The 24,254-nt window shown below is 32.5% G+C and carries 35 protein-coding genes, 1 tRNA gene and 2 other annotated features (1 of these 38 running past the window's edge); of the genes, 5 read left to right on the top strand and 31 right to left on the bottom strand.

The window, feature by feature from the left end; genetic code table 11:
- Positions 1–96 precede the first annotated feature (96 nt).
- The 8 genes from nusB to BW731_RS08630 all read right to left on the bottom strand — a co-directional run bounded on the left by nusB (position 97) and on the right by BW731_RS08630 (position 4,593).
- Entirely contained in the window at positions 97–546 is a 450-nt protein-coding gene (gene nusB, locus BW731_RS08665) for a transcription antitermination factor NusB (protein ID WP_143592806.1), read from the bottom strand.
- Positions 542–970 carry an Asp23/Gls24 family envelope stress response protein gene (locus BW731_RS08660; RefSeq protein ID WP_079347372.1) on the bottom strand — a complete coding sequence of 143 codons (429 nt, stop codon included), beginning with the start codon at positions 968–970 and terminating at the stop codon, positions 542–544. Before BW731_RS08660 ends, nusB begins: the two co-directional genes overlap by 5 nt.
- A gap of 24 nt (positions 971–994) precedes the next feature.
- Positions 995–1,552, bottom strand: a complete 558-nt coding sequence (gene efp, locus BW731_RS08655; protein ID WP_079347370.1) for an elongation factor P — start codon at positions 1,550–1,552, stop codon at positions 995–997.
- Positions 1,553–1,588: 36 nt separating this feature from the next.
- Positions 1,589–2,653, bottom strand: a complete 1,065-nt coding sequence (locus tag BW731_RS08650; protein ID WP_079347368.1) for a M24 family metallopeptidase — start codon at positions 2,651–2,653, stop codon at positions 1,589–1,591.
- Positions 2,654–2,771: 118 nt separating this feature from the next.
- The gene (rpmA, locus tag BW731_RS08645) at positions 2,772–3,056 is read right to left on the bottom strand and encodes a 50S ribosomal protein L27 (RefSeq protein ID WP_071456391.1); all 285 of its coding nucleotides are present in this window, start codon (positions 3,054–3,056) and stop codon (positions 2,772–2,774) included.
- Complete coding sequence (locus BW731_RS08640) at positions 3,050–3,397, bottom strand: ribosomal-processing cysteine protease Prp (protein ID WP_079347366.1); 348 nt, start codon at positions 3,395–3,397, stop codon at positions 3,050–3,052. The genes rpmA and BW731_RS08640 overlap by 7 nt, the downstream gene beginning before the upstream one ends.
- A gap of 22 nt (positions 3,398–3,419) precedes the next feature.
- A complete protein-coding gene (rplU, locus tag BW731_RS08635; RefSeq protein WP_071456389.1) occupies positions 3,420–3,728 on the bottom strand; it encodes a 50S ribosomal protein L21 in 309 nt (102 codons plus the stop codon).
- Between the two features lie 19 nt (positions 3,729–3,747).
- Positions 3,748–3,818, bottom strand: a sequence feature (ribosomal protein L21 leader region).
- Positions 3,819–3,894: 76 nt separating this feature from the next.
- Positions 3,895–4,593, bottom strand: coding sequence for a TetR/AcrR family transcriptional regulator (locus BW731_RS08630; RefSeq protein ID WP_158080192.1), 699 nt, complete (start codon positions 4,591–4,593; stop codon positions 3,895–3,897).
- A gap of 203 nt (positions 4,594–4,796) precedes the next feature.
- On the opposite strand from BW731_RS08630, the gene BW731_RS08625 reads away from it, so the two are divergent.
- Together BW731_RS08625 and BW731_RS08620 are read left to right on the top strand one after the other, a co-directional pair.
- The gene (locus tag BW731_RS08625; RefSeq protein ID WP_079344899.1) at positions 4,797–5,756 is read left to right on the top strand and encodes an IS30 family transposase; all 960 of its coding nucleotides are present in this window, start codon (positions 4,797–4,799) and stop codon (positions 5,754–5,756) included.
- Positions 5,757–5,847: 91 nt separating this feature from the next.
- Positions 5,848–5,921: transfer RNA gene (locus tag BW731_RS08620), tRNA-Arg, on the top strand.
- A gap of 88 nt (positions 5,922–6,009) precedes the next feature.
- On the opposite strand, the gene BW731_RS08615 is transcribed toward BW731_RS08620, so the two are convergent.
- A complete protein-coding gene (locus BW731_RS08615) occupies positions 6,010–6,702 on the bottom strand; it encodes an O-methyltransferase (RefSeq protein WP_079347362.1) in 693 nt (230 codons plus the stop codon).
- A 141-nt stretch (positions 6,703–6,843) separates the two neighbouring features.
- On the opposite strand from BW731_RS08615, the gene BW731_RS08610 reads away from it, so the two are divergent.
- Positions 6,844–8,763: a fructose-1,6-bisphosphatase gene (locus BW731_RS08610; protein WP_079347360.1), complete on the top strand. Its 1,920-nt coding sequence runs from the start codon at positions 6,844–6,846 to the stop codon at positions 8,761–8,763.
- Between the two features lie 271 nt (positions 8,764–9,034).
- On the opposite strand, the gene BW731_RS08605 is transcribed toward BW731_RS08610, so the two are convergent.
- From BW731_RS08605 to BW731_RS08540, 19 genes are all read right to left on the bottom strand, one after another.
- A complete protein-coding gene (locus BW731_RS08605; protein WP_079347358.1) occupies positions 9,035–9,280 on the bottom strand; it encodes a hypothetical protein in 246 nt (81 codons plus the stop codon).
- Between the two features lie 304 nt (positions 9,281–9,584).
- Entirely contained in the window at positions 9,585–9,917 is a 333-nt protein-coding gene (locus BW731_RS08600; protein WP_079347356.1) for a phage head closure protein, read from the bottom strand.
- Positions 9,904–10,188, bottom strand: coding sequence for a head-tail connector protein (locus tag BW731_RS08595; RefSeq protein ID WP_079347354.1), 285 nt, complete (start codon positions 10,186–10,188; stop codon positions 9,904–9,906). The genes BW731_RS08600 and BW731_RS08595 overlap by 14 nt, the downstream gene beginning before the upstream one ends.
- A gap of 477 nt (positions 10,189–10,665) precedes the next feature.
- On the bottom strand, positions 10,666–12,168 hold the full coding sequence (locus BW731_RS08590; RefSeq protein WP_079347352.1) for a phage major capsid protein: 1,503 nt from the start codon (positions 12,166–12,168) through the stop codon (positions 10,666–10,668).
- Positions 12,125–13,339 (bottom strand): phage portal protein, encoded by a 1,215-nt coding sequence (locus BW731_RS08585; RefSeq protein WP_079347351.1) that lies wholly within the window; start codon positions 13,337–13,339, stop codon positions 12,125–12,127. The genes BW731_RS08590 and BW731_RS08585 overlap by 44 nt, the downstream gene beginning before the upstream one ends.
- Before the next feature lie 16 nt (positions 13,340–13,355).
- Positions 13,356–13,529, bottom strand: coding sequence for a hypothetical protein (locus tag BW731_RS12645; RefSeq protein WP_158080191.1), 174 nt, complete (start codon positions 13,527–13,529; stop codon positions 13,356–13,358).
- The gene (locus BW731_RS08580) at positions 13,495–15,204 is read right to left on the bottom strand and encodes a terminase large subunit (RefSeq protein ID WP_079347349.1); all 1,710 of its coding nucleotides are present in this window, start codon (positions 15,202–15,204) and stop codon (positions 13,495–13,497) included. Before BW731_RS08580 ends, BW731_RS12645 begins: the two co-directional genes overlap by 35 nt.
- Positions 15,197–15,673, bottom strand: coding sequence for a phage terminase small subunit P27 family (locus tag BW731_RS08575; RefSeq protein WP_079347347.1), 477 nt, complete (start codon positions 15,671–15,673; stop codon positions 15,197–15,199). Before BW731_RS08575 ends, BW731_RS08580 begins: the two co-directional genes overlap by 8 nt.
- A gap of 92 nt (positions 15,674–15,765) precedes the next feature.
- The gene (locus BW731_RS12640; RefSeq protein ID WP_158080190.1) at positions 15,766–15,906 is read right to left on the bottom strand and encodes a hypothetical protein; all 141 of its coding nucleotides are present in this window, start codon (positions 15,904–15,906) and stop codon (positions 15,766–15,768) included.
- A gap of 174 nt (positions 15,907–16,080) precedes the next feature.
- Complete coding sequence (locus BW731_RS08570) at positions 16,081–16,467, bottom strand: HNH endonuclease signature motif containing protein (RefSeq protein ID WP_079347345.1); 387 nt, start codon at positions 16,465–16,467, stop codon at positions 16,081–16,083.
- Positions 16,457–16,684, bottom strand: a complete 228-nt coding sequence (locus BW731_RS08565; RefSeq protein WP_079347343.1) for a hypothetical protein — start codon at positions 16,682–16,684, stop codon at positions 16,457–16,459. Before BW731_RS08565 ends, BW731_RS08570 begins: the two co-directional genes overlap by 11 nt.
- Entirely contained in the window at positions 16,681–16,902 is a 222-nt protein-coding gene (locus BW731_RS08560) for a hypothetical protein (protein ID WP_233120453.1), read from the bottom strand. The genes BW731_RS08565 and BW731_RS08560 overlap by 4 nt, the downstream gene beginning before the upstream one ends.
- Positions 16,903–17,185: 283 nt before the next feature.
- The gene (locus BW731_RS12730; RefSeq protein WP_332881449.1) at positions 17,186–18,313 is read right to left on the bottom strand and encodes a phage/plasmid primase, P4 family; all 1,128 of its coding nucleotides are present in this window, start codon (positions 18,311–18,313) and stop codon (positions 17,186–17,188) included.
- Between the two features lie 35 nt (positions 18,314–18,348).
- Complete coding sequence (locus tag BW731_RS12725) at positions 18,349–19,530, bottom strand: hypothetical protein (protein ID WP_198931932.1); 1,182 nt, start codon at positions 19,528–19,530, stop codon at positions 18,349–18,351.
- Between the two features lie 12 nt (positions 19,531–19,542).
- Positions 19,543–19,746, bottom strand: a complete 204-nt coding sequence (locus tag BW731_RS08550; RefSeq protein ID WP_079347341.1) for a hypothetical protein — start codon at positions 19,744–19,746, stop codon at positions 19,543–19,545.
- Positions 19,736–20,029 (bottom strand): hypothetical protein, encoded by a 294-nt coding sequence (locus BW731_RS08545; RefSeq protein WP_079347339.1) that lies wholly within the window; start codon positions 20,027–20,029, stop codon positions 19,736–19,738. The genes BW731_RS08550 and BW731_RS08545 overlap by 11 nt, the downstream gene beginning before the upstream one ends.
- A 113-nt stretch (positions 20,030–20,142) precedes the next feature.
- Positions 20,143–20,313 (bottom strand): hypothetical protein, encoded by a 171-nt coding sequence (locus BW731_RS12635; RefSeq protein WP_158080189.1) that lies wholly within the window; start codon positions 20,311–20,313, stop codon positions 20,143–20,145.
- A gap of 14 nt (positions 20,314–20,327) precedes the next feature.
- The gene (locus tag BW731_RS12630; protein ID WP_158080188.1) at positions 20,328–20,504 is read right to left on the bottom strand and encodes a hypothetical protein; all 177 of its coding nucleotides are present in this window, start codon (positions 20,502–20,504) and stop codon (positions 20,328–20,330) included.
- A 35-nt stretch (positions 20,505–20,539) separates the two neighbouring features.
- Complete coding sequence (locus BW731_RS08540) at positions 20,540–20,806, bottom strand: DNA-binding protein (protein ID WP_079347337.1); 267 nt, start codon at positions 20,804–20,806, stop codon at positions 20,540–20,542.
- A 192-nt stretch (positions 20,807–20,998) separates the two neighbouring features.
- Here BW731_RS08540 and BW731_RS08535 point away from each other — a divergent pair, with 192 nt between their 5' ends.
- Positions 20,999–21,736, top strand: coding sequence for a helix-turn-helix domain-containing protein (locus tag BW731_RS08535; protein ID WP_079347335.1), 738 nt, complete (start codon positions 20,999–21,001; stop codon positions 21,734–21,736).
- Positions 21,737–21,782: 46 nt separating this feature from the next.
- Positions 21,783–22,985, top strand: a complete 1,203-nt coding sequence (locus BW731_RS08530) for a site-specific integrase (RefSeq protein WP_079347333.1) — start codon at positions 21,783–21,785, stop codon at positions 22,983–22,985.
- A 36-nt stretch (positions 22,986–23,021) separates the two neighbouring features.
- Here the strand turns inward: BW731_RS08530 and rplT are convergent, their stop codons facing one another.
- The 3 genes from rplT to infC all read right to left on the bottom strand — a co-directional run bounded on the left by rplT (position 23,022) and on the right by infC (position 24,195).
- Positions 23,022–23,381: a 50S ribosomal protein L20 gene (gene rplT, locus BW731_RS08525; RefSeq protein ID WP_071456385.1), complete on the bottom strand. Its 360-nt coding sequence runs from the start codon at positions 23,379–23,381 to the stop codon at positions 23,022–23,024.
- A 66-nt stretch (positions 23,382–23,447) separates the two neighbouring features.
- Positions 23,448–23,648 carry a 50S ribosomal protein L35 gene (gene rpmI, locus BW731_RS08520; RefSeq protein ID WP_071456384.1) on the bottom strand — a complete coding sequence of 67 codons (201 nt, stop codon included), beginning with the start codon at positions 23,646–23,648 and terminating at the stop codon, positions 23,448–23,450.
- A 25-nt stretch (positions 23,649–23,673) separates the two neighbouring features.
- Positions 23,674–24,195: a translation initiation factor IF-3 gene (infC, locus tag BW731_RS08515; RefSeq protein WP_071456383.1), complete on the bottom strand. Its 522-nt coding sequence runs from the start codon at positions 24,193–24,195 to the stop codon at positions 23,674–23,676.
- 23 nt (positions 24,196–24,218) lie between these two features.
- Positions 24,219–24,254, bottom strand: a sequence feature (ribosomal protein L20 leader region); it runs 107 nt beyond the window's last position.

The raw sequence follows: 24,254 nt of genomic DNA, 5'->3' as shown, positions 1-24,254 counted from the left end.
ATTAGCAATTTTTATGCTCTCTTTTAATTATTTGTTCTATTAAACTCTTGTTTTTTCACAAAATAAAAAAAGCAAAGAAATTAATCTTTACTTTTGTTAATTATTTTGATTTTCGATATCGTTCAAAACAGATGATAATACACCATTAATAAAACGTTTAGATTCTTCATCACTATACGTTTTTGCTAATTCCAACGCCTCATTCAACGATACTTTATTGGGTACATCTTTTAAATATAACATTTCAAAAATGGCCAGGCGTAAAATAATCAAGTCAGCTTTCGCTAAACGATTAATTTTCCAACCTTTTAAATGCTTTTCGATGATTGAATCTAGTATAGTCTGTTTTTCCATTATTCCAGTAACAACTACTTCCAAATAGGTTGGAATCACTAAATCTTCTTCTTCTAACTCAAATTTTTCATCCATTAATGATAACGTATAAGAAATCGAGTCAATGATTGCTGCATCTTCTTGGTACATCATCGAAAATATCGTCTGAAAAGCTACTTCTCTTAACTGGTGTCTTGTTAATCCCACTCTAATCTTCCTCATTTTCTGAATCAAATAATTCATTTAAATCTGGTAATGTTGTTTTTTCTGGCACTACACCTACAACATGCACATTTACTTCTGCTATTTCTAAATCTGTCATATAAAGAACTTGCTGTTTTACTTTTTCTTGCATATCAATGGCTGTCTTAGGAACAGAGACACCATAATTTAAAAAGCAATACAGATCTAGTGTTATTTTTCCTGAATCGTTTGTTAAATACACTCCTTTATCATGTACGGAACTTCCAAAAAGTTCAGCAACATTAGATGCTAAGTTACCGCGCATGCCATAAACACCAGATACTTTTGATGCAGCAATACCTACAATAACTTCTATCACTTCAGGAGCAACAACAATTTCTCCGTCAATTGCTTGGTTTTGGTTACTTAATACCAAATTTTTATTTTCTGACATTAAACTTCCTCCTTTAGTCTATCACTATGCACGAGAAACATATGAACCATCAGATGTATTAATAATCAAACGGTCACCCTCACTAATAAAGAAAGGTACTTGGACAACTAAACCTGTTTCCATTATAGCAGGTTTTGAGCCTCCTGATGACGTATCTCCTTTAATTCCTGGTTCTGTTTCTTTGACTTCTAATTCTACCGTATTTGGAAGATTTATTCCAATAGTTTCTGTACCATACATCATAATATGACACTCACTGTTTTCCAATAAATAATTTAATTCATCCTCAATGGTTTCAAATGGTAATTCTAACTGCTCATATGTATCCATATCCATGAAAACATAACTACCACCAGATTCATAAAGATACTGCATTTTTTTATTGTCAATTTGTGCCTTTGCTACTTTTTCTCCTCCGCGAAATGTCTTCTCAGCAGTATTGCCATTTCTTAGATTTTTAAGTTTGGTTCTCACAAATGCAGCACCTTTTCCAGGTTTAACATGTTGAAACTCAATTACTCTAAATATATTACCATCAACTTCGATTGTTAACCCAGTTTTTAAATCATTAACTGATATCATAACGGCCTCCTAAACCTTTGTGATTCACAAAAATTTCTATAAAATAATAAGCTCTTTTGGAGAGTGTGTCAATCGGTCGATGCCATCTTCTGTTACTAACATGTCATCTTCGATTCGAACCCCACCAATCCCCGGTAAATAGATGCCAGGTTCATTTGTAATGACATTACCTGGAACAAATGTTTTTTCAGCTAATTTAGACACATTAGGACCTTCGTGAATTTCTAAACCAATACCATGACCTGTCGAATGCCCAAACGCTTCGCCGTACCCTTTTTCAGTAATATAATCTCTTGCGATTGCATCTAGTTCGACACCTGTCATACCTGGTCTAGCTTTGTCTAAAACAAGTTGTTGTGCGTCTTTAACAATCTGATAGATTTCTTTTAATTTTTCACTTGGTTCACCCAAAGAAATCGTACGAGTCATGTCTGATACATAGCCATTATAGTAGCAACCAAAGTCTATTGTAATAAAATCTCCTACTTCAATTTTTTTGTCACTCGCCACTCCATGAGGCATTGCTGAACGCAATCCACTTGCGACAATTGTATCAAATGATACACCGCTTGCTCCTAAACTTCTCATATAAAAGTCTAATTCATTAGCTACTTGAATTTCTGTCATGCCGGGTTTGATATAAGTCAAGATATGCTCAAACGCAGCATCTGCAATTTGACAAGCTTTACGAATTGTTTCAATTTCTGCTACGTCTTTCACTTCACGTAGTGTTTCAATCATACCAGTAACAGGGACTAAATCTACATTCACTAACTCTTCAAGGACAGTATACTGGAAAAATGACACTGTTTGTTCTTCAAACGCCATGTTTTGTGCTGCAGAACTATTAACTAAATCAGCTGCTACATTAAACACAGGTTCAACATTTTTCACAATTTCATATCCTTTACATTGTTCGCTTGCTTGTTCTGTATATCTAAAATCCGTAATGAAATAGGCTTTATCTAGTGTAATCAACGCTACACCCGTCGTTCCTGTAAAACCAGTTAAGTATCTTAAATTATATGAATTAGTAATTAAAAAGCTATCTATTCCACGTTCTACCATTTTACTTCGTAATTTTTCTACACGTTCCATCATTTACGTCGCCCTCTTTCATTATGCTACTTTTTATTATAACAAACTTACGAGTGAAATAAAATCAAACGCAACAAAAAAAGCAACCTACTCTATTGAATAAGTTGCTTTAATTAGTAAATTATTTAGCCACTGGATAAACAGATACTTGTGTTTTTTCGCGTCCTTTGCGTTCGAAACGAACAACTCCGTCCACTTTTGCATACAATGTATCATCTCCACCACGACCAACATTTTCACCTGGATAAATTTTTGTTCCGCGTTGACGGTATAAAATTGATCCACCTGATACAGTTTGACCATCAGCACGTTTAGCACCTAAACGTTTTGATCTTGAATCACGACCGTTAGTAGTAGAACCTCCACCTTTTTTATGGGCGAATAATTGTAGATTCATTTTTAACATGGATTTGCACCTCCTTGACTAAGTTTAACTTGTATAAATGCTTGATTATCAGCTTCGATTGAGCGTAACCCAATCAATAAACTGTGAACCAAAAGATTTGTTATATCAATTTGTCTATCTGATAAAGACTCTAATCTTTCAAAATAAAGATACCCTGATTCCATATCATAGATGGGCGTATAACCTGCTAACTCATTAATACTATTTATCGTATTAATAGATAAAGCAGAGGCCGCAGCACACACGATATCATAGCCAAAAGGCCCTGACTCAGCATGTCCATCCATTTCAAATGATAAAAACTCACCGGTCTCAGTTTGCTTAAATTTAGCCTGTATCACAAGCATACCTACTTTCTAAGAATTAGGCATTAATTGCTTCAATCATAACTTTTGTATAAGGTTGACGATGACCTTGCTTACGATGACTATCTTTTTTAGGTTTGTATTTGTAAGTGACAACTTTCTTTTGTTTTCCTTGTTTTTCAACAGTTCCTTCAACAGTTGCTCCTTCTACAAGTGGTGTCCCAACTTTTGTTGATTCTCCACCTACTAAAACGACTTCATCAAACACAACTTTACCGCCAGCTTCTACGTCTAATTTTTCAACGTAAATTGCTTGACCTACTTCTACTTTAACTTGTTTTCCACCAGTTTTTACAATAGCGTACATGTTTGTTCCGCACCTCCTTCTCTTTACTTAGACTCGCCGTCACAAGCGACTCGCGTTCTTAATACTTGTTTCGTGCGGTTGTAGTTGTGGTGCACACAAATACAACATTAACATGGTACCAAAAAAAAAGAGAATGGTCAACAACTTTTGACCATTCTCTTTAAATTTAGATTGTTTCTGATACAAAAAAGTCTGATAATCCAACTTCTATGAATAATTCAGAACGATACATCTTAGAAACCATTGCTGCAATATAATGATTAGCATAAATTTGTCCTTCATTCACCCAAGCGTTTGCAATACCTAACAATGAGTAAACAACAAAGTTATTCACTAATTCCTTGGGCATTTTTCTAACTGGGATAGAGTTTCCGTAATTTACATGAGCTAATACATAGTCGTATAAACGTTCGCTAAATAGCACACGATAGTCTTCTGCATCGTTTTCATTAAGCAGCGTGACAAAAAACTCTGGTGAGTTACCAATATAAGCAAACACTTTATCTAAAACAATTCTTGGAATTTGTTTCTCGTCATCCCCTTGATAAGGTACATACTCAATGACTGATTCATAGAAATCTTCAATAATTTCTTCCATAATCGTCTCAATAAATGTATCTTTATCTCGGTAATGTAAATAAAAAGTTCCTCTGGTAACACCTGCTTGATTAGTTAAATCTTTAATATTCATCTCGCTTAAGCTACGAGTTTTTAATAAATCTAAAAAAGCCTGTCTTAGTTTTTTACGAGTTTTAATGACTCGTGGATCAATTTTCCCCATATTGTATATTCCCCTTACACCTAAATTAATTGTTATATTGTTTAATTTCCCCATAATATCAACAATACTTTTGTAAGTATACATCATACTTCTACTTTTTGTCTAGTATTTTTAATTTTCGTTTGTTTATCATCCATTTTTTCTTTTAATTTTCCTTTTAGGTCAAGTTTTTTAATGACAAATTTTTTTATTCGCCGATTGTAAAATTAAGCTAGACAACTAAAAAATCATTTGTGATACACTCAAATTGTATTTCCAACCAAAGAAAACAAGGAGAGTGATCACAAATGACCTATACACATCTTACTACAGACGAGCTAGTTTTGATAGAAGCTTATTACCATCAAAATAAAAAAGGAACATACGTTGCGAAACAATTGAAACGAGCAAAACAGACTATCTATAATGTTTACAAAGCTTTTGATGAGGGATTATCTGCACTAGATTACTATAAAAGATACAAAAATAATAAAAAGAATTGTGGCAGGCGTCCTATTTCTTTATCTGATAATGAAACAGAATACATTCAAAAGAAGGTTGTTCAAGGATGGACTCCAGATGTCATTATTGGTCGTGCTGAGTTTCCTATCTCATGTTCTATCAGTACTCTTTATAGATTATTTAAGCAAGGACTGTTTGATTTGACCGCATTACCTATGAAAGGTAAAAGGAAAGCGAATGGTTATAAAGAAAAAAGAGGTAAACAAGCCTTTAAAAGAACCATCCATCAACGTAATAAGGACTATCAACTCTTTAATAATGAATTTGGTCACCTTGAAGGTGACACAATTGTTGGAAAAGATCATAAAAGTGCTGTTATCACACTCGTTGAAAGACTATCGAAAGTGATTATTACGTTAAAACCAATAGGCAGACGAGCAATAGATATCGAAAATAGTTTAAATAATTGGTTTAAAAAGTTTCCATGCCATCTATTTAAATCAATCACATTCGATTGTGGTAAAGAATTTTCTAATTGGAAATCAATCAGCAATCTAAATGATATTGATATTTATTTTGCCGATCCAGGAACACCATCACAACGTGGCTTAAATGAAAACTCTAATGGGTTATTACGTAAAGATGGATTACCTAAACAAATGGATTTCAACAAAGTTGAGGAATCTTTTATCCAATCTATCGCTTCTAAAAGAAATAATATTCCTAGAAAATCATTAAACTATAAAACACCATTGGAAGTATTTTTGAGTTATGTAGACAACGATATTTTGTCTAGCTTAATTTGACAAATGAAAATTAAAAAAACTGTTGACTATTCTCTAAAAATTGTTTATGATTATTCTGTTGTTTAAAACAGCATATACTTTTAATTATCCAGTCGCAGTAGCTCAGCTGGATAGAGCATTCGCCTTCTAAGCGAACGGTCGGGGGTTCGAATCCCTCCTGCGACGTTATTTAAACCAGTTGATAAGGTGTTTATCAATTGGTTTTTTTATTGTCTTATTGTAACAAAAAAAGAATGTGTATATGTCACATTCTTTAATCAACTATTAAATTTACTTCTGCAACTTCTTTTGAGATCATTAACACACCATCACCTAGTGGCAAGATAGTCACTGATAAATCCTCATTTCCAAGTACAGCATCATACAATTTATTCAATTTTCTATAAATTGTTCTTTGACTTTTAGGAATGTCCTTTATGTCGTGCATGACTGTTCCTGCTTGAAATACATCATCAATCATAATCACGCCACCTTCTTTCACCAATCTTAAACAATCTGGTAAAAATTCAATGTATTTTGATTTAGCACTATCCATAAAAATAAAATCAAACGGTCCATCAAGTGTTCCTAAAATATCTTTAGCGTCCCCCTCAAGTAGTGTTACTTGATCTTCTATTCCTAGTTTTTCGAATGTTTTTTTTGCTCGTCTAATCATGACATCAAACCGATCAATCGTCGTAACATGACTATCTGGACCCATAGCATCAATCATCAGACTAGCCGAAAAACCTATCGCTGTTCCCACTTCTAATACATTTTTGGCTTTTATTTGTTTTAAAAAGAAACGCAGAAACGTAGCCGTCTCATTGGGAATAACTGGCACTCCTGTTTCTTTTGCTTCTTGTTGGATTTCTCCGACTTTTCCACTCATTTCAGGCTGTCTATATCTAATTAAATCGATTATCTCGTCTTTTAACACTGGACGATACATCATTTCATTTCTCATTTTTATCACCTTTCCAATCCTTTAAAATTATACAAACTTTTTCTTCATTTGACAATTAGGTAAATTTTACTAATTGGTATAGATTGACTAATATAACTCTATATACTACTATTAACCTAAAAAAGAAAAGGTATAGGGATTATGGAAGAACAAAATAAATATCTTGATTTACTCTACAAACAATACAAAAATAAAGAAAACATCATTAGCGAAATCATAAATTTGAAAGCGATTCAAAATTTACCTAAAGGAACGGAACACTTTGTTAGTGATTTGCATGGAGAGTTTAATGCCTTTCAACATTTACTACATAACGGCTCTGGAAACGTTAAGGAAAAGATAAATGATGTCTTCAATAACGAGTTAACGGATGAAGAAAAACAAACACTTGCTTCACTCATCTATTATCCAGAACAAAAACTCAAACACATCGAAAAACAAATTGACACTAATTGGTATAGACAAACAATTGATCAACTCATTCGATTAATTAAATTTAGTGCAAGTAAATATACTCGTTCAAAATTAAGAAAATCATTACCTAAACGTTTTTCTTACATTATTGAAGAACTTTTATATCAGGTTAAAACAAATACTGATAAAAAAGAATACTATAACCAAATCATATCAGATGTTTTAACGCTTAAACAAGGAAACGCTTTAATTATTGATTTGTGTTACACCATTCAACGACTTGTTGTAGACCATCTCCATGTCGTCGGCGATATTTACGACAGAGGACCTGAACCTGATAAAATCATTGACGCCTTAATTGATTATCATTCTGTTGATATACAGTGGGGAAACCATGATATTATTTGGATTGGAGCAGCTGCTGGATCACCGTTATGTATGATGAATATTATTCGAATATCCGCTCGTTATAATAATTTAGATATAATAGAAGATACTTATGGCATTAATTTGCGACCACTACTTACTTATGCTGAAAAATATTACCTAGATAACGAAGCCTTTAGACCAAAAACAACTCCTGAAACCTATTCTTCTAAAGAAGAACTGTTAGAAACAACTAAAATGCATCAGGCCGCAGCTATCTTACAATTCAAACTAGAAGAACAATTAGTTCAAAGACGACCTGAATTTGATATGGATCACCGTAAATTATTATCACATACAAATTTTGACCAGTTAACTGTCTCGATAAAAGGAAAAGAATATCCTTTAACTAATACTTGTTTTATGACAGTCAATCCTGACAATCCTTCAATACTTACACCTGAAGAAGAAGATATCATCGAAAGACTGATGCAAAACTTTATCCACTCTGAAAAACTAAAACGACATACTGATTTTTTAGTCAAAAAAGGCAATATGTATTTAGTTTATAATGATAACCTACTGATACATGGATGCGTTCCCTTAAATAAAGATGGCTCCTTAAAAGAATTTAAACTAACTAACGGGTCGTATAAAGGAAAAGAACTGCTAGATTTCTTTGAGACAAGCCTTAGAAAAGCTTATACCAGTCCAGAAACATACGATGATTTTGATACAGACTTATTATGGTACTTATGGTCTGGTGAGAACTCTTCTTTATTTGGAAAAAAAGAAATGACGACTTTTGAGCGTTACTTTATTGAAGATAAATCCACACATATTGAAGAAAAAAACGCTTATTACACGCTTAGAGAAAATGAAGAAACTATTTCCTTTATTCTATCAGAGTTTGGTCTCTATAAAGATGATAGCCACCTTATAAATGGTCATACGCCAGTAAAAGAAATTAAAGGTGAGACGCCAATTAAAGCCGGTGGTAAAATGTTAGTGATTGATGGTGGGTTTTCAAAACCATACCAAAAGACAACAGGAATCGCAGGATACACCTTACTGTATAATTCATATGGTATGCAATTAGTCGCACACAAACCATTTTCTTCTGTAGAAGAAGTGATTTTACAAAATGATGATATTGTTTCTATCAAACGTATTGTTGATAGACCTGTTGAAAGAAAATATGTTCGTGATACAACGATTGGTTCAAGTTTACAAGGACAAATAAATGATCTGACAAAATTATTAAATTATTTACCATACTAAACAAAAAAGCCTTAGAAAACATTCAATGTTTTCTAAGGCTTTTTAAATTATTTAGCTAAAGCAGCTTTTGCTTGGTCCATTTAAGTATTGTTAAAATAGTATATATTTAAATGTAATACATACTAATATATCAACTTTCTACTATTATATAAACATCATTGTAATTCAATAAAAATCATTTCAATCTGGGTCAATATCTGGGTCAGATTAAAATTTATACCCTAAAATAACTGGGTCAAAAAAGTAATCCAATTTATGCGGGCACTATATATTAATCCCAACGTTCATCATCATAGAAAGTTTTCCCCGCTTGTTCATATGCCTCTTTACTTATATGTTCTTTATTCCATTCAAAATCTTTTTCTATTTTAGTTTTTTGTTGCTTAAATGCTTCGCTCGTTATTTCTTTTGTTTCTAATTTATTGTATAACTTCATTAACTTCATTTCATATTCGTCAGTATAAATCCCCAACAATTCATTTTCTATTTGATAAATAGGTCTATTGTCTCTAACCACTCTTATGCACACTCCTTTCATTTATTATACACAAAAAAACACACCCTGTTAAGAGTGTGTTAAAAGGTTACGTACGTTGGTACGCTCATAACGATAGCCTAGAATACTTCGTTTCAAATTTCCAATCAACATTGGAGTTGTATTTTCGTATACGTTTAAACTCTTATTTCAGTTAGTCCAGCATGCTTGCAATCATGCCTACAATTTTCACATCCATAAGAATTTTCGATAAATTTATCTGTAAAATCATGGTAGCTAATCCAATCATTTACTACTTTTATTATACCAACGTCTACATTTGTAGTCAATTATTACTACGAACAAAAAGCACCATAAACTCTTTATTAGCGTTGTCTGGATTGATTTTAAAAATATTATATAAGGTTCCTTTATACATCACTTTCATCTTGTTATTGATATCATAATCTTGCAACTGCCTTATAACAATTTGTATCGTATCCTCAAATTCTGTTCCATAATTTTTTTGAATATCTGAAACAGTTTGCGTACGAATTTTTGCCCAGCACTCAAATAATAATTGTGGTTCTCCTTCGCCTGGTTCGGGTCCCTTGTTAGGTTTTATCTTATAAACCCCAATACGTTCATTCAATTCATTTACATGCTTAATGATTGGCATAATACTTACCTCGCATTTGTTGTATCATTGATTGTACCGTTACTGGAATACGTTCACTACTAGCTTCTTGTCGGTTTAAATACCAATGTTGAGTTAATAGACTAACTGCCCAATCAAATTGCTTGTAGTCCTCAATAATGCCTTCTTTGGCATTGCTATCAATCGCCTGGATAATATAATTACTTGCTGTTTCAATTAGACTTTGAAGCATATCATCATCTATTGAGTGGTCTATTCTAAGACTATTTTTTATATCTTTTACTTCTGTCATATTTTCCTCCTTAATTGTGTGAACATATCCACATTTACAAATTCATCAACGTTGAAGAATTTGGAATGTTTCAACGTTGAAACATTTATCTCAAATACTTTTTTTCTCCAGTAGAGTAGCGATAAGGTAGGGATTTGTTTCACCTAAATTGAGCAACGTTGCACTATTTGAAAATTTCTAAACGTTACGAAATTTAAACCGACGTCGGTTTATTTACAAATTATTTGACATCAAACAATTTGAATTTTGCCAACGTTGGCAAGTTTGATCCGAATAGTTCGACGTTGAACGATTTAATAAGTATATTCGAGTTTACAAAGAATTTAAAAACCGAAACACGAGTTTCGATTTAGGACTCAATTCTCTTTACTTAATCGCCACCTTACCAGAAGAACAAATGTTGACACGTGTCAATATTCGTACTCGAGTACGAATTTAAAAAGAAAGGATAGCCGAATTATCGACTACCCTATGATGTTATTCTCCTGTTGCTGGTGTAAATTCCACGTATCTAACCGCTTCTTCATCAATCTTTTGATAATCTGAACGTGTAATCACGGCTAAACCTTGTGAGTAAAAATCAAATTTTTCCCACTGTGTTGTGACTTGGTTACGTCTTGCCACAAATACCGCTTGTTTTAAATCACCCATAATCAATGGGAAGGCTTTTCCTGTGTTGGTTAGTAGTTTATCACTAAGCACTTGTAAAGGAGCACCAAACAACGCATAACCACTTGGAGCTGTCACATCGGGTTGTAAGATATAACGACCTTGACTATCTTTCATTGTATCTAAATGGTTAAACCCTGTTTGATTCGTTACCACTGTTTTAGTTAACGCAGGATCTAACTCCACATTAAAGACTTTCTTCAAATCATCTAGAGTTGTCGCAGATACCTTTTTGAATGTTTTAAGTAATTTTATAATATTTTGATTGTCAGTGTTAACGACTAATTGAGCCAACTGTGATTTCACTTCTGCTACAATATTCACTGCACTATCTTCAATCACTTCATTTGATAAAGCAATCTTACCTGCACGAGTTTTGACATTGTATTCAACCTGTTTAAACATTTCTGCTTCAATATCTTCAATCTCGGCTAGTTCTTCTTTAGTGGCTAAAATGGCTGTTTGTGGGTTTGTCGCAATCGGGTATTTTCCTTGACCGTTTGATACTTCTTTTACTGTAACCAAATCAATTAATGATTGATTAGCACGTTTTAATTGGAACACTTCCCCAATCACATCTTTAGGAATAACCACGCTTGTATTTTGTGTTGTTAGTCCGTCACGTTCTTCACCATACGAACGGATAAAGTTTTCAAAGTTTCTTGTTTCTGTTTGTTCGTTATCAATTAATGTTTTCATGTTTTTAGTCTCCTTTTGTGTCTTAGAAGTCGATTCTAAGCTCTCGTTTGTTTTAGTTGCTTGATGATTATCCATAAACGCTTCATAGGAACGCTTGTCTACTTGAACATTTGTGTCATTGTACGCTGGAACAGTCACAACGGATATTTCATTTAAATTCTTAATGGCTTCAATGGAACGAACCACTTCACCACTTTCTTTTTTATCAAATGAATCTAGTCCCATTGTGAAACCAAAACTCATACTGTCTACTAGTCCTTTTTGAACATTTTCAAAGACATCTTTGGCATAGCTTGTATCATTAAGAGTGGCTTCAAATCTTAATCCCACTTCATCAATCGTTAATTTAAGCGTCCCAGCTTTCGTACTAGCTAGTGGCTTGCTATAATCGTGATTCTGCAATAAATACACGTCCGATAAATCAACCTCTTTTAAGGCTTCGGGAGTGATTACCTCAATAAAACCACCTAAGTCTTTACTTTCTTTTCCAAACTTTAACGCATAACCAGAAATGGTTTTTTGTTCCGTTTTTTCATCAACCTTATTTTCAGTTGATTCAAGATTGGCTTCATTCGTCAATCGTTTCTCTTTGTTTACTTCCATATTCTTCATCCTTTCTCATCTGATAGTTCTCTAAATTATCAAGATAAGTATAATTTAAACTTGCAAAAAGCCTGTCACCGCCTTCCACTTGTGGCAATCCTAATCGTTGTCGTCCTTCATTTACAGTAAGTAGTGAGCCTTGAACGGCTTTAATGGTGGTTTCTAATCGATTCACTGGATCAGTTTCAAGTAAACGCTCGGTATTAAAGCGGAAGGACTGCTTTTTATTCCTAAGTAATTTCTTCCTTAATTCTGACGTAAATACTGTTAAGTAATGACCTAATGTATTTTGTAAGTACATTAAATTCGATTGAATGGTACTTGAATGTTGATTCTCAACACCTAATCTATCTGTTGGAATACCAAATACTTTTGCAATCTGTTTCGTATTCCAATCTGTTGAATTAACTAGTTTCAATACTTCAGTATTTATTTCTAATGTTTTATAGTCCATTGTTTCGTCTAAAACAATCGTACGAATCGCATTATCACCATTATCTGAACCATTCGCTTCTTCAAACTTTTTACGAATAGATTGCTTTGCTTCCACATCCAAATCAGCTTTATTTACTTTTAAAACACCATTACTATTGATTCCGCGTTTAAAGAAATTAAAGAGTGTTTTGTTACCAGCGTCTTGTATGTCTAGTTCATCCTTTAAGCTATATAAAGGAGAGATACCAACAACTCCATCTTGTGAAAAATACCTAAAATGTAAAATGTCTTTTGATGATAAATCTCTTTTTTTTGTTTCTTCACTAATTCGATAGACTAAATCATTGGTATCATTTTCTAATAATGTCACTGATGAATTTTTTAATAGTCTCAAACTTTTTATTTTGCTATCTTCTCGAATGATTTCAGCAAAACTATTACCGTTTAGCAACATATTAACTGCTAACGCAAATCTGAAATGCCATCCGTCCACTTCTTCACTTGGTCTTACATTTAACAAATAGTCTAAGTCATGTGATGTCAGAACCATTTTATCTTCGATTAATTCAATTGGACTAGAAGCAATGTCACTGGCTATAATTTTTACAGCGGTAAACACATCACTATTTTTTAATGCTTTAATATCTGTATAAGTTGTATTATCCGTACTAGTCATTGAGATAACTGCATCTAAAAATGGTTCACTAGTTCCTACTGGTTTATTTAATGATTTAAACAGTGCCATATTTCCCCTCCTTTCTTTATGATTTATCTATCAGTAAAGCAATAAGTATTAATACAATACCTGTTGCGAATAGTCCCCACTCTGCACTAGTCAACATGGTTATGGCTGTAATGATAAATAAACAACCAATTAAAAATAACCATGAATGAATTTGATTAAAAACTAAATTCTTTAGATTTGTAAAATTCATTATCCGCTTTCTTCCCTTCCATTACTTCAAAGTGATACATCGCTCGTGTATAGGCATTGATAAGTGCCACTATTGGATCAATTTTATTACTATTTTTTGATTTATTAATTTGAACGCCATTATTATCTTCTTTTAAAATGGCATTATTAATTGAATAAGAAAACAACGCATTATAAGGATGAATAATATTACCGTCATAAAGTTGTTCCCTAAATGTTCTTGTAGGCACATTTAAACTGTAGACACCCTGGCGAACCTCAATAAGCGGATAATTTTCTTTTTCAAAACGTGTAATTAAACTGTTAGCATTCCAGGGATCAAAACAAATCCCCAAAACATTTAAGTCATTTTCTTGCACAAAATTAATCGTCCACTCAAAGACTTCTTCATAGTCTACAATTCCACTATCAAGGCTTGTTATGGTACACTCACCTTGTTTTTCACGTTCGATATAATCAATACCATCTCGCTTTATTTTGTCCTGTAAGCCAAATTTTGTCCCTACAAATGAGTGACTATCAACTAACATACGATTATCTTCTAAAGGTATAACCCATGAGATACTGGTTAAGTCGTTTGTTTTTGATAAATCCACTCCAATATATACATCTTTTCCTATAATATTAGGAGTAGTATCAATTTGAGCGTTTTCCCAATCTTCCCCAGCGATATAACTATTCTCGCTTGCTTGTTGCCACATATTAAAGTTTTTTACGAGTACCGCATTGAGATTATTTTGTTTAATCCCTAACTCAACATCATCTTGTATGGCTGGAAGCATAGTGGACTTGATTTCTTCACTTTCAAATATGGGATTGGCTTTAATCCACATATCTTGGTCATGTATTTCTTCTTTATCATCAAGCTCCCAAATAGCAATAAAATATCTATCAGCTTCTTCCTTGCCTTCCAGCACTTCAGATAAAAATTGATATTCTTCGTACATCGGAACATTCATATTTAAGCCTGCGGTAGATACAACGGCAAGAAGCCCATTCTTTTGATTACTCATACCACTTTTAAGCACGTTATAAACTTTTCTAGTCTTTGCCTCATGCCACTCATCAAGAATTGCCGTAGTAGCTCCAAAGCCATCTAATGTACTTGTTTCAGAAGCCAACGCCATTGCAAAAGAATCAGTTTCTAAATCAGTAATTTGAGCGTTTAATATTTTTAATCGTTGTCGCATGTATTTAGACTTCTTGGTAACACTTTTTAAGCCATTAGACATCATGTTATAGCCTAATTTGGCTTGTTTTAAAGCATTAGAAACAAATAGGACTTGTCTACCCTGTGATGGTTCAGTTTCCATTAATAAAGAATTAGAAGCCATACTACTAACTAAATACGTCTTTCCATTTTTTCTACTCATTGAAATAAACGCTCGATTAAATCGCCTATTCCCTGTTTTCTTTTCTCGCCATCCATCTAACTCGGATATTATCCACTGTTGAAACGACAACATTTTTATTGGATTGCCGTCCGTTCCTGGTAACAGTTCAACAAATTTCAAAGAACGATTAGCACGCTCGACATCAAAGTAATAAGGAAAATCATCCGACTTACTTCGTTCTAAATCTTTAACAAAACGCTCCACTGCCAACTTAATTTTTTTACCAGCCACAATCTCACCATTCAAAACGTTATTGGCATACTCTAAAGCGTAATTAACCATTCAATAAAACCTCAAATGGATCACTTGGCTTTTCATTCTTTGCTTTGTTTAAAGCAAGTTTTGCCCTAGCTTCTAATGTCATACCTAAGGCACTAGCAGAAGCCTTTAAATCTTTCATAGCTTGTGACTGTAATTTAACCGCTGGATTAGGCTGTTTTTGTCCTGTGTTTTCATTCGTGATAAATGTTCCTGTCTTTCTTATTTCTGATTCAGATGTCTTAATCCTTGAATAAGCCAAACAGTAAGAAATTAATAAACCGTAATCAGTTTCAGATAAAGGCAAATCCTTTTTCATAACTGGCACTAGTCTTTCCCATTCAGTTTTTGCAGAAGGTGGCAACCAATCGGGGGGCGTACTAACTAATTCTTCATGTTCAAATAATTCTTTCTTAGCGTCCTCACGTTGTGCTTTTTCTTCGTTTGATAAGTGTGCTTTAGTCCCTTCAAACAATTTAACTGGTTTCGTCATAACGTTCTCCTTTCCAACAATAAAAAAGAGGACATAACTAATAGTCATAATTGACTAATAGCTACATCCTCGGCTTTACCGTTTAGGTGTCTTTAACATATTTTATTATCATTGATTGTTCTAATATTAGTTACTTTGCCATTTCTCACTGTGACGATAACTTCACCATAATTAGGCAACTCAACTGTCTTTTTATTCCCGTTGTTAGTGGGTATTATAATTTTTTCTGTCATATTTCTCCTACTTTCATTATAACACAATCGTCTACAATCGTAAACGGTGTTAATTACTTATTGTTTACCTCTAGTTTCTTTCGAAAAGGCTTTTTATAAAAAATTAAGTCCCATCATCGGTTCCCAAGAACCGCAACACACCGCCCCATTAAATACCTGGTAGCCTGTGATTAGTTATTGATTTAATTCTCTACGTTTTCTTTCCCTAGCTGTTTTCGTATTATGACACGACCAACACAATGCACGTAGATTGGTTTCATCATATCGTCTATCCCAATTGTCTCTAATTTCTTCCATATGATCCACCATATCAGATTTAACGATTATTCCATGAGATAAACATTCTTCACACACTGGATGATTCAAACGATATGTATAAGATAGCTTTCTCCATGCCTTGCTACGGTAGAAGGCGAAGTATCTGCCTTCGTTCGCCTTCCTTTCATGATAATCTTTCTTATAAACTCTTTTTACTGTTTTTTGATGTTTCTGACAATATTTTTCATTAAACGGAACCAATTCCCGACATCCAGCATGATTACACTGCTTTTTAATGCTCATTGCTATATAATTCTTCCATAAAATCCAACATATCATCTGATTGGACTTTTTCTTTTAATACTTCAATGAATGGACTAATAATTATTTTTTCATTACCACTTACCATTTCAATTAGTAGTTGATTATCATTTATTAGATTTATTTCTTTAACTCTATTTTCACCTACTACAAGATTAATTAATTGTTCTCCATTAAAATATTGAACTGCTTTTATCATAAATTATTCTCTCCTTCATTATAAAAAATTGATACTGTCGTGATACTTCCTAAATCATCTGAGCTACCACTTGTGGCACTACTTTGTTTTATTGCAACTATTTCTATTGTCGGGTTTTCCTGCAAGAACTCATTCACTCTAGTATCTAATCTTCTTATCCCTCTTTGTAGCTGGAAGTTATCAAGTGAATTAGTTCCCTCTATCATTTTAACTTTCATTGTGTAATCTCCTTTTAGTTGGTTATTAAGTTAACGATATTTTTAAAATCATTAACCTCTATAAAGCATTGGTGTATATAGCTTTATAGGACTTCGGTTGACGGTTAACCATTTTTTTCATTAACTTTATATTTTAATACTTTTATCTAAATGATATTTAATTTACTAAAAGTTAAGAAAAATGATTAACTTGTTAACCTATTAGCTATACACCTTGATACTATAAGGTTTTTAGAGGTTAACCATTTGTAAAAATGATTAACCAATGATTAACCTCATCAACCTACATTACTTTTAATCTTTCATTTATATAATACATATAAGTTTTACCATGAATTGGATAATCAATATTGTATGGTTTGTTAGGCAAATTATTAATTTCACCTTTAGAATACTTTTTACTATACTTAGACCATCCATCATCCAGTAAACTTTCAAACTCTTTTGAAAATTTAATCTTACTCATTGGTTGAAAATTATTATCGTGACAAAACTCTTTATAATATCCGTAAACAATATAGAAAGGTATCTTATTAAGATTTAAATTGTCAAAAACATTTTCTTTAAAATCAACCATTGGATCATTGACTTGTTTATAATCTTTCATTAGTCTTTCTGATTCACTTGGTACGGTAAATCGCTCAAAGTCCATGTTTATAGCTTTAAATAGTACATACTCTAAAACATTCTTATTTTTAATATACTCGTCTTTAATCTTCCAGTTATCGCCTTGTCCCCTAAAATTAGCTGAGAAAGGAACTATCACAATTCTTCTATACGTTCCCTCAGTCTTGTTGTGTATCTTTGGCATACTATTTGTTGATTGAATAATCGTCATTTGAAAATTGGTGCTATACGCTGGCTTATTCTTTTCTTCTACCATGACATCATCACCAGTCACAACAGAATTAAAGTTTGAACTATCATCTATATAAACACCTGCAGGAACATCATCACCAATACAGACTACTTTTTCTTCTAGTAGTGATAAATTAAACCTACCTTGAAAGTCGGGAAGTTTTAAGGTTGCTATATTCTTACTCCCAACTAAATGCTTTATTAATGCTTGGTAAGTTCCTTTACCATTGTTACCACTACCCACTAGCCATAATGATTGCCTTCTTGAAAAGTTTCCATTTAACGAAGCACTTATCACTTGCCATAACAGATACTCTATTTCAGTATCGTTATTAGCGATTGACTTCATCCATTCATCAACATCCCAGCCGTCAATAATTGGTTTGTTTTTAGGTTTAACATAGTTTGTAGCAATCTTAGACGTAAACACTTTCTTATAACTAAATGCTTCTAATGTTTTTGTTTGTAGATTAAATATTCCATTATTGACTGGAATTAAATATCTTGAAATAGTTTTTTCTCTAATGTCTGCCATATTTTTAAGATGATAAATGACATCACTAGCTTTACTACTATTATGCTTTGGCTCTAACCACGATATGATTCTTCTGATATATGTTTCATTCTGCGTATATATATGCCCTCATTAGGACGATATACAGCAAGTTTTGTATTCTCATTCATATCAAACAGACAAAATTTAAGATAGTCTTTTAATACAATCGCTACCCTAATTGGTGAAATTAAAGAAGGCTTGCGTCCTTTGCTTCCATTTTCTTCCCATTGTTTCATCATATAGGCTAGTTCTTCTTGCCTGCGTTCAAACAAAGCATTTTTTAAATCTTCGCCCTCTAAAAGTTCAGATTTAACTTTTGTCCCAAAATACTCTTTGACTGGTTTCTTTAATCGACTAATTGCCTTATCTTGTCTAAAGTGATTAACATTGTTTTTTTGCCATTTTACATCATCACCAGCTAAAACCATCAAACCTACTTCGGCTATCTCTTGGCTTATCTCATTGGACTGTACACCATGTTTTAAGCACATATAGGCATTTAGATAAAATGAGTAATCTGATAAACTCGATTCGTTTCTTTTAGCGTACTGATTAAACATATCAATGTACTCACTATCAGTTAATTCTGATTTTTGATAATTTACTGTGATAGGTTCTTTTACTTCCAGCGGTGTCATATAATCATCAATGACTAACGGTGTCCCTTGATTTACGATAATCATTTTTTTATTTGAGTAAGCATTTATCAACGGCAATCCCATTGGCTGGCTAAATGTTTTTGAAGCACTATCACATTTCAATCCGATATGATTAATCACATTTGTAAGAAGTGTTTTAGATTCTGATTCTCTATACAAACGATCAGTATTAATTAACAAACGATACCTTAATCCATAACCATCAAAATTATTTCTAATAGTCGGGTATAGCATAAAATCAATACCTTGTAGTTTCTCTTTAATCGTATGAATGAATTTAGTAAGGAGAATATCAATATCATCATAATCTAATGCTATGATACGTTTACTAATTAAATTTTGATTACTTCGTTCATACTGATTAGTGACAGTATTAAGTGCCATTTCACCACTTAAAAAGTATTCTGCCTGGCTCTTCTTGAACTTTTCTACTTGCTCCATATTTTCATACGGCATTTGTTTTGGCTCATAAGTTGTGAGATATTCCCAATCAGTTTGGTTAGTCTCAACTGGAACCATATTTTTAGTTATAAACCCTCGACTGGTATATATCACTCAATCACCTTCTTAATCTTCAAACTGGGTACTTTCCATTTCTTCGGCATGTTTTTTAGTTAATAACTTTATAGCATTTACAAGGCTAACAATCTGATTGATATCATCCGTTGTCATGTCTGTATTTAACTTATAGTCTAAAAACGTTTGTAAGGCAGACAATGAATGATCTATGTCATTGGCATTGGTTATGTTTAAGTCAAAATTATTTTTCATTACTTACTACCTCCACTTGTTCATCTGGACAAATACTATTAGAAATAGTTTCTAGTCGCTTAGATACGTCTTCTAGTGATAATTCTAGTCTTTCAAGTCCGCCACTTTGGATGAAATATTTAAAACTAAAATCATCACCACTAGAAAAAACATTGTTTATCAAATCAATTAAATCTCGACTAGAATCGATTGTGTTTTTTACTCCGATTAATTCATCTGCTTTCTTAAATAAATAATCAAACGTTACCTTATTACCGTTAATTGTTATTTTTTTCTCGTTCATGTTAAAATCCCCTTTATTTTCAATTGATTGTAAAGTGAAAATACTTTATAATAGGGATAAATAGTGTTTCCAAATCTATTTATCCCGCACTGTTAAGAACGCCTAAATTCTTATCAGTGCTTTTTTTGTATTCTCTTATAGCTCGATTCATCAAATGCCATTAACCACGTTAAGATAAACACCGTACTAAGTAGCATATTTATAACTGTTGGTCCATACTTTCCCATTAATAAACCGATAATGAAAATTGTTAGTAATAAACCTAATCTTCTTACTCGATACATGTACTCACCTCCTTTCAATTCAAATAGATATCCTCTAACCCAATTGAATCTAATAAATCAATAATCTTTTCTTTATATAGTTCTTGTACATCAGCAATCTTTGCTGGCTTACCGTCCACTTTAAAATTTGTTGCTTCTGATAATTCATATAAATCTGTTAACTTTTCTCTTAAACTGTTTAGTTCAATCATTTTTTGTTCCTCTCACATGTGCCCTACATGTTTTTTTATTTTTGGTGACTTAATACCCATTGTGCTACTTCTTCTTTTGAATATAATTTTAATCCATCTAATGTAATACTTGGTAACCCCTCTGCCTCTAACTTCTTCAATGAATTAACTGATATTCCTAGATATTCCGCCATGTACTTTTGTTTTAAGAATGGTTTATCTAAACCAGCATTTTTTTGAGCTACTTCAATACTTTCTTTAGTAATTTCATAAATGTAACTTCTTAATTCATTAGTTTGTTCTTCTGATAAAAAGACCTGCATGTTTTCACCCCTCTAAAATTATTGTAAACTATTTATTCTTTTTGACGCTTAAATATTTTACAATTTGATTATCGCATCAAAACATCTATCTGTCAAATATTTATTCTAATATATGTAAACAATTTATTCTTTTTATTTCAATTGCTATCATTTAATGATATAGTAGATATAATCGCAAGGAGGGATTAATCAATGCTAAAATTTACATTGGATGAAGTTTTAGATAAAAAAAATATTTCTATATCTCACTTATCAAAAATAACTGGTATATCCAGGCCTTCGCTAACTGCTATTTATAATAATACTAGTAGATCTGTCAACCTTGATTTTTTAGAAGAAATAATTGATAAACTCGATATAACATTAAACGATTTAATTATAGAAAAAGAAATCTATCCTTTAACGGTATACAACACCTATAAATATGAAGATGATTATGAATACTATAATATTAAAATTTTAGATAGGGAAACATCGATTTTTATTTTTGATGAAGATATAGGTTTGATTTCTAAAGAATTATATTCAAAAAAGACGTCATCTTTATATAAAGATTTAGGATATAAAAAAGAAGACCCCATTTATCATGAGTTTCATGAACAATTATTTTATTTAGTTTGCAATCCCACTTCTGATAATTTCGATGATATTGTAATGGGGAGTGCAAAATTAATTGAATTAGTTAATATAATTGGGCCAAAACAATTATATTCTTTACTTACAAAAATAATTAGTAAAGGTCCAAATATGAAAAGATTTAATAAAGAATTACCTTTAGCTATAATTCCATTAACTACTGGAAAGACCTATTTCTTCGGATTTTCTAAAAATGAAATAGTGCAAACTCCTCTAGAAATTAATGATGAAAAGAAATATAGAAAAGTTGAATTTCAAAATCAGAGAAGATCAAAGAGTAAAATATATTATTAATACTCCCCTCCCACATGTGCCCGCATAAGATAAGGGAGAGTTAAATATGGCAACACAAATAAAAAAATATACAAAAAAAGATGGAACAACTGCTTATATGTTTAAAAAATATCTTGGCATTGATCCAATTACTGGTAAACAAAGAGAAACAACTCGCAGAGGTTTCAAAAGCGTTAAAGAAGCAAAATTAGCTTTGTCACGATTAGAAGTTGAAATCGCGGAAAATGGATTAAAACAAAATAAACCAATCAGAACATATTCAGAACTATGCAATGATTGGTTTAATCTTATTTATAAAAAACGAGTTAAAGAAAGTACATTCTGGAACACTAAAACAATTTTTGATACTCATATAATACCTGTATTAGGTCATTTAAAAGTAAATAAAATCACTGTCCAAATGTGTCAACAGTATGCAAATGATTGGTCAGATAGTAGTCCAAAAAGATATAAAAGGTTGATTAATTACGCTGGGATGGTCTTTAAATATGCGGTTTCTATTGGTGAATTAAAAGATAACCCTATGGATAATATTATTATCCCGACTATTGAAGTGGAGGAAAAAAAAGCAAATTTTTTATCTAAAGAAGAATTAGTTTTCTTTTTAGAACAACTCAAACAAAATTGGGATTATAAAAGATTCGCATTTTTCTTTTTGCTTTCTCATACTGGAATGAGAAAAGGCGAAGCTCTTGCCATTCAGTGGCGTGATATTGATTTAAGCAATAAAACTTTAACTATTAACAAGACTTTAGCTGTGGGAAAAAATGGCAGTCTATTAGTGCAGACACCAAAAACTAAAACAAGTATCAGAACAATAGGCTTAGATGATAATACGATTGAAGTTTTAAAACAATGGAAGAAATTTCAAGCTAAGGAATTATCATTATTGCAGTTTATACCTTCAGTGGACCAATTAGTTTTTAGTAAGTCCGATACCAACACATTGTTAGACCCTGGAGCACCTAGAAACTGGTTAGATACTTTTTATAGGAAGTTTCCTACGTTCAAAAGGATAACCGTCCATCAACTAAGACATACACATGCTTCACTTTTATTTATGGCTAAGGCAGATATGAAACAAGTACAATCAAGATTAGGACATTCTAGCCTATCCACAACGTATTCAGTTTATACACACTTATCAGAAGAAATTGAAAAAGACACCGCAAATCTATTTGCCGATTTTATGACTGATAAAAATAATCTGGGTCAAAGTCTGGGTCAAAAAAAATACCCACTCGATTGAGTGGGTTAAAACGTTGGTATATCAACGATTATTTAATTATTTAGCTAAAGCAGCTTTTGCTTGGTCCGCTAATGTTGTAAATGCTTCTGCATCATGAATAGCGATATCAGCTAACATTTTACGGTTCATATCAATGTTTGCTAATTTTAAACCATGCATAAATTTAGAATAACTTAAACCATTCATACGAGCTGCTGCGTTAATACGAGCAATCCATAATTTACGGAAGTTACGTTTTGTTTGACGACGATCTCTAAATGCGTATGTATAAGAAGTCATCACTTGTTCTTTTGCTGTTTTATATAATGTATGTTTTGAGCCATAGTAGCCTTTAGCTAACTTAAGCACTTTTTTACGACGTTGGCGAGTTACTGTTCCACCTTTTACACGTGCCATGATAATTCCTCCTTGAGTTGTTCAATATTTCAGTATATATTTTTAGTTATTATCAAAAACTAAAAATTATTTCATGCGAGTCAATTGTTGACGAATACGTTTGTAATCGCCTTTTGATACCATTGCTGGACGACGTAATTGACGACGTTGTTTTTTAGTTTTTCCATGGAAACGGTGACTAGTAAATGCGCGATGTCTTTTAAGTCCTCCACCACCAGTACGTTTTACACGTTTTGCTAATCCACGGTGTGTTTTCATTTTTGGCATGTTATTTTCCTCCTCAGATTTTTACCTACTTATCTGTTTTTGGTGCAAGCATGATAAACATACTTCTACCATCCATTTTCGCTTTCTGTTCAACAACTGAGATGTCATTTGTTTCATCCGCTAAGCGATTTAAGACGTTCTGACCAATTTCTTTATGGGTAATCGCACGACCTTTAAATCGGATAGAAGCTTTCACTTTATCACCTTTTTCAAGGAATTTACGCGCGTTACGCAACTTGGTATTAAAATCATTGACATCTATCGTTGGGCTCAAACGAACCTCTTTTACATTAATGACTTTTTGCTTCTTACGGGCTTCGCGTTCCTTTTTCTGTTGCTCAAAACGGAATTTTCCATAATCCATGATTTTTGCAACTGGTGGTTTAGCGTTTGGTGACACTAAAACGAGATCAAGATTTGCCTCTTGAGCAATTCTTAAAGCTTCTACTTTAGATTTAACACCTAGCTGTTCTCCGTCTACTGCAATTAAACGTAGTTCTCTTGCACGAATGCCGTCATTCACCATATTATCTTTTGCTATGGTCATTCACCTCCGAATATTCTAGAGAAAAACACAGAAAAAAACGAGTTCTTTATTGTTATATA

Source organism: Vagococcus martis (assembly GCF_002026305.1).
Lineage (GTDB): Bacteria > Bacillota > Bacilli > Lactobacillales > Vagococcaceae > Vagococcus > Vagococcus martis.
Note: the sequence above shows the minus strand (reverse complement) of the source record. Positions and strands in the feature narration are given on the sequence as shown.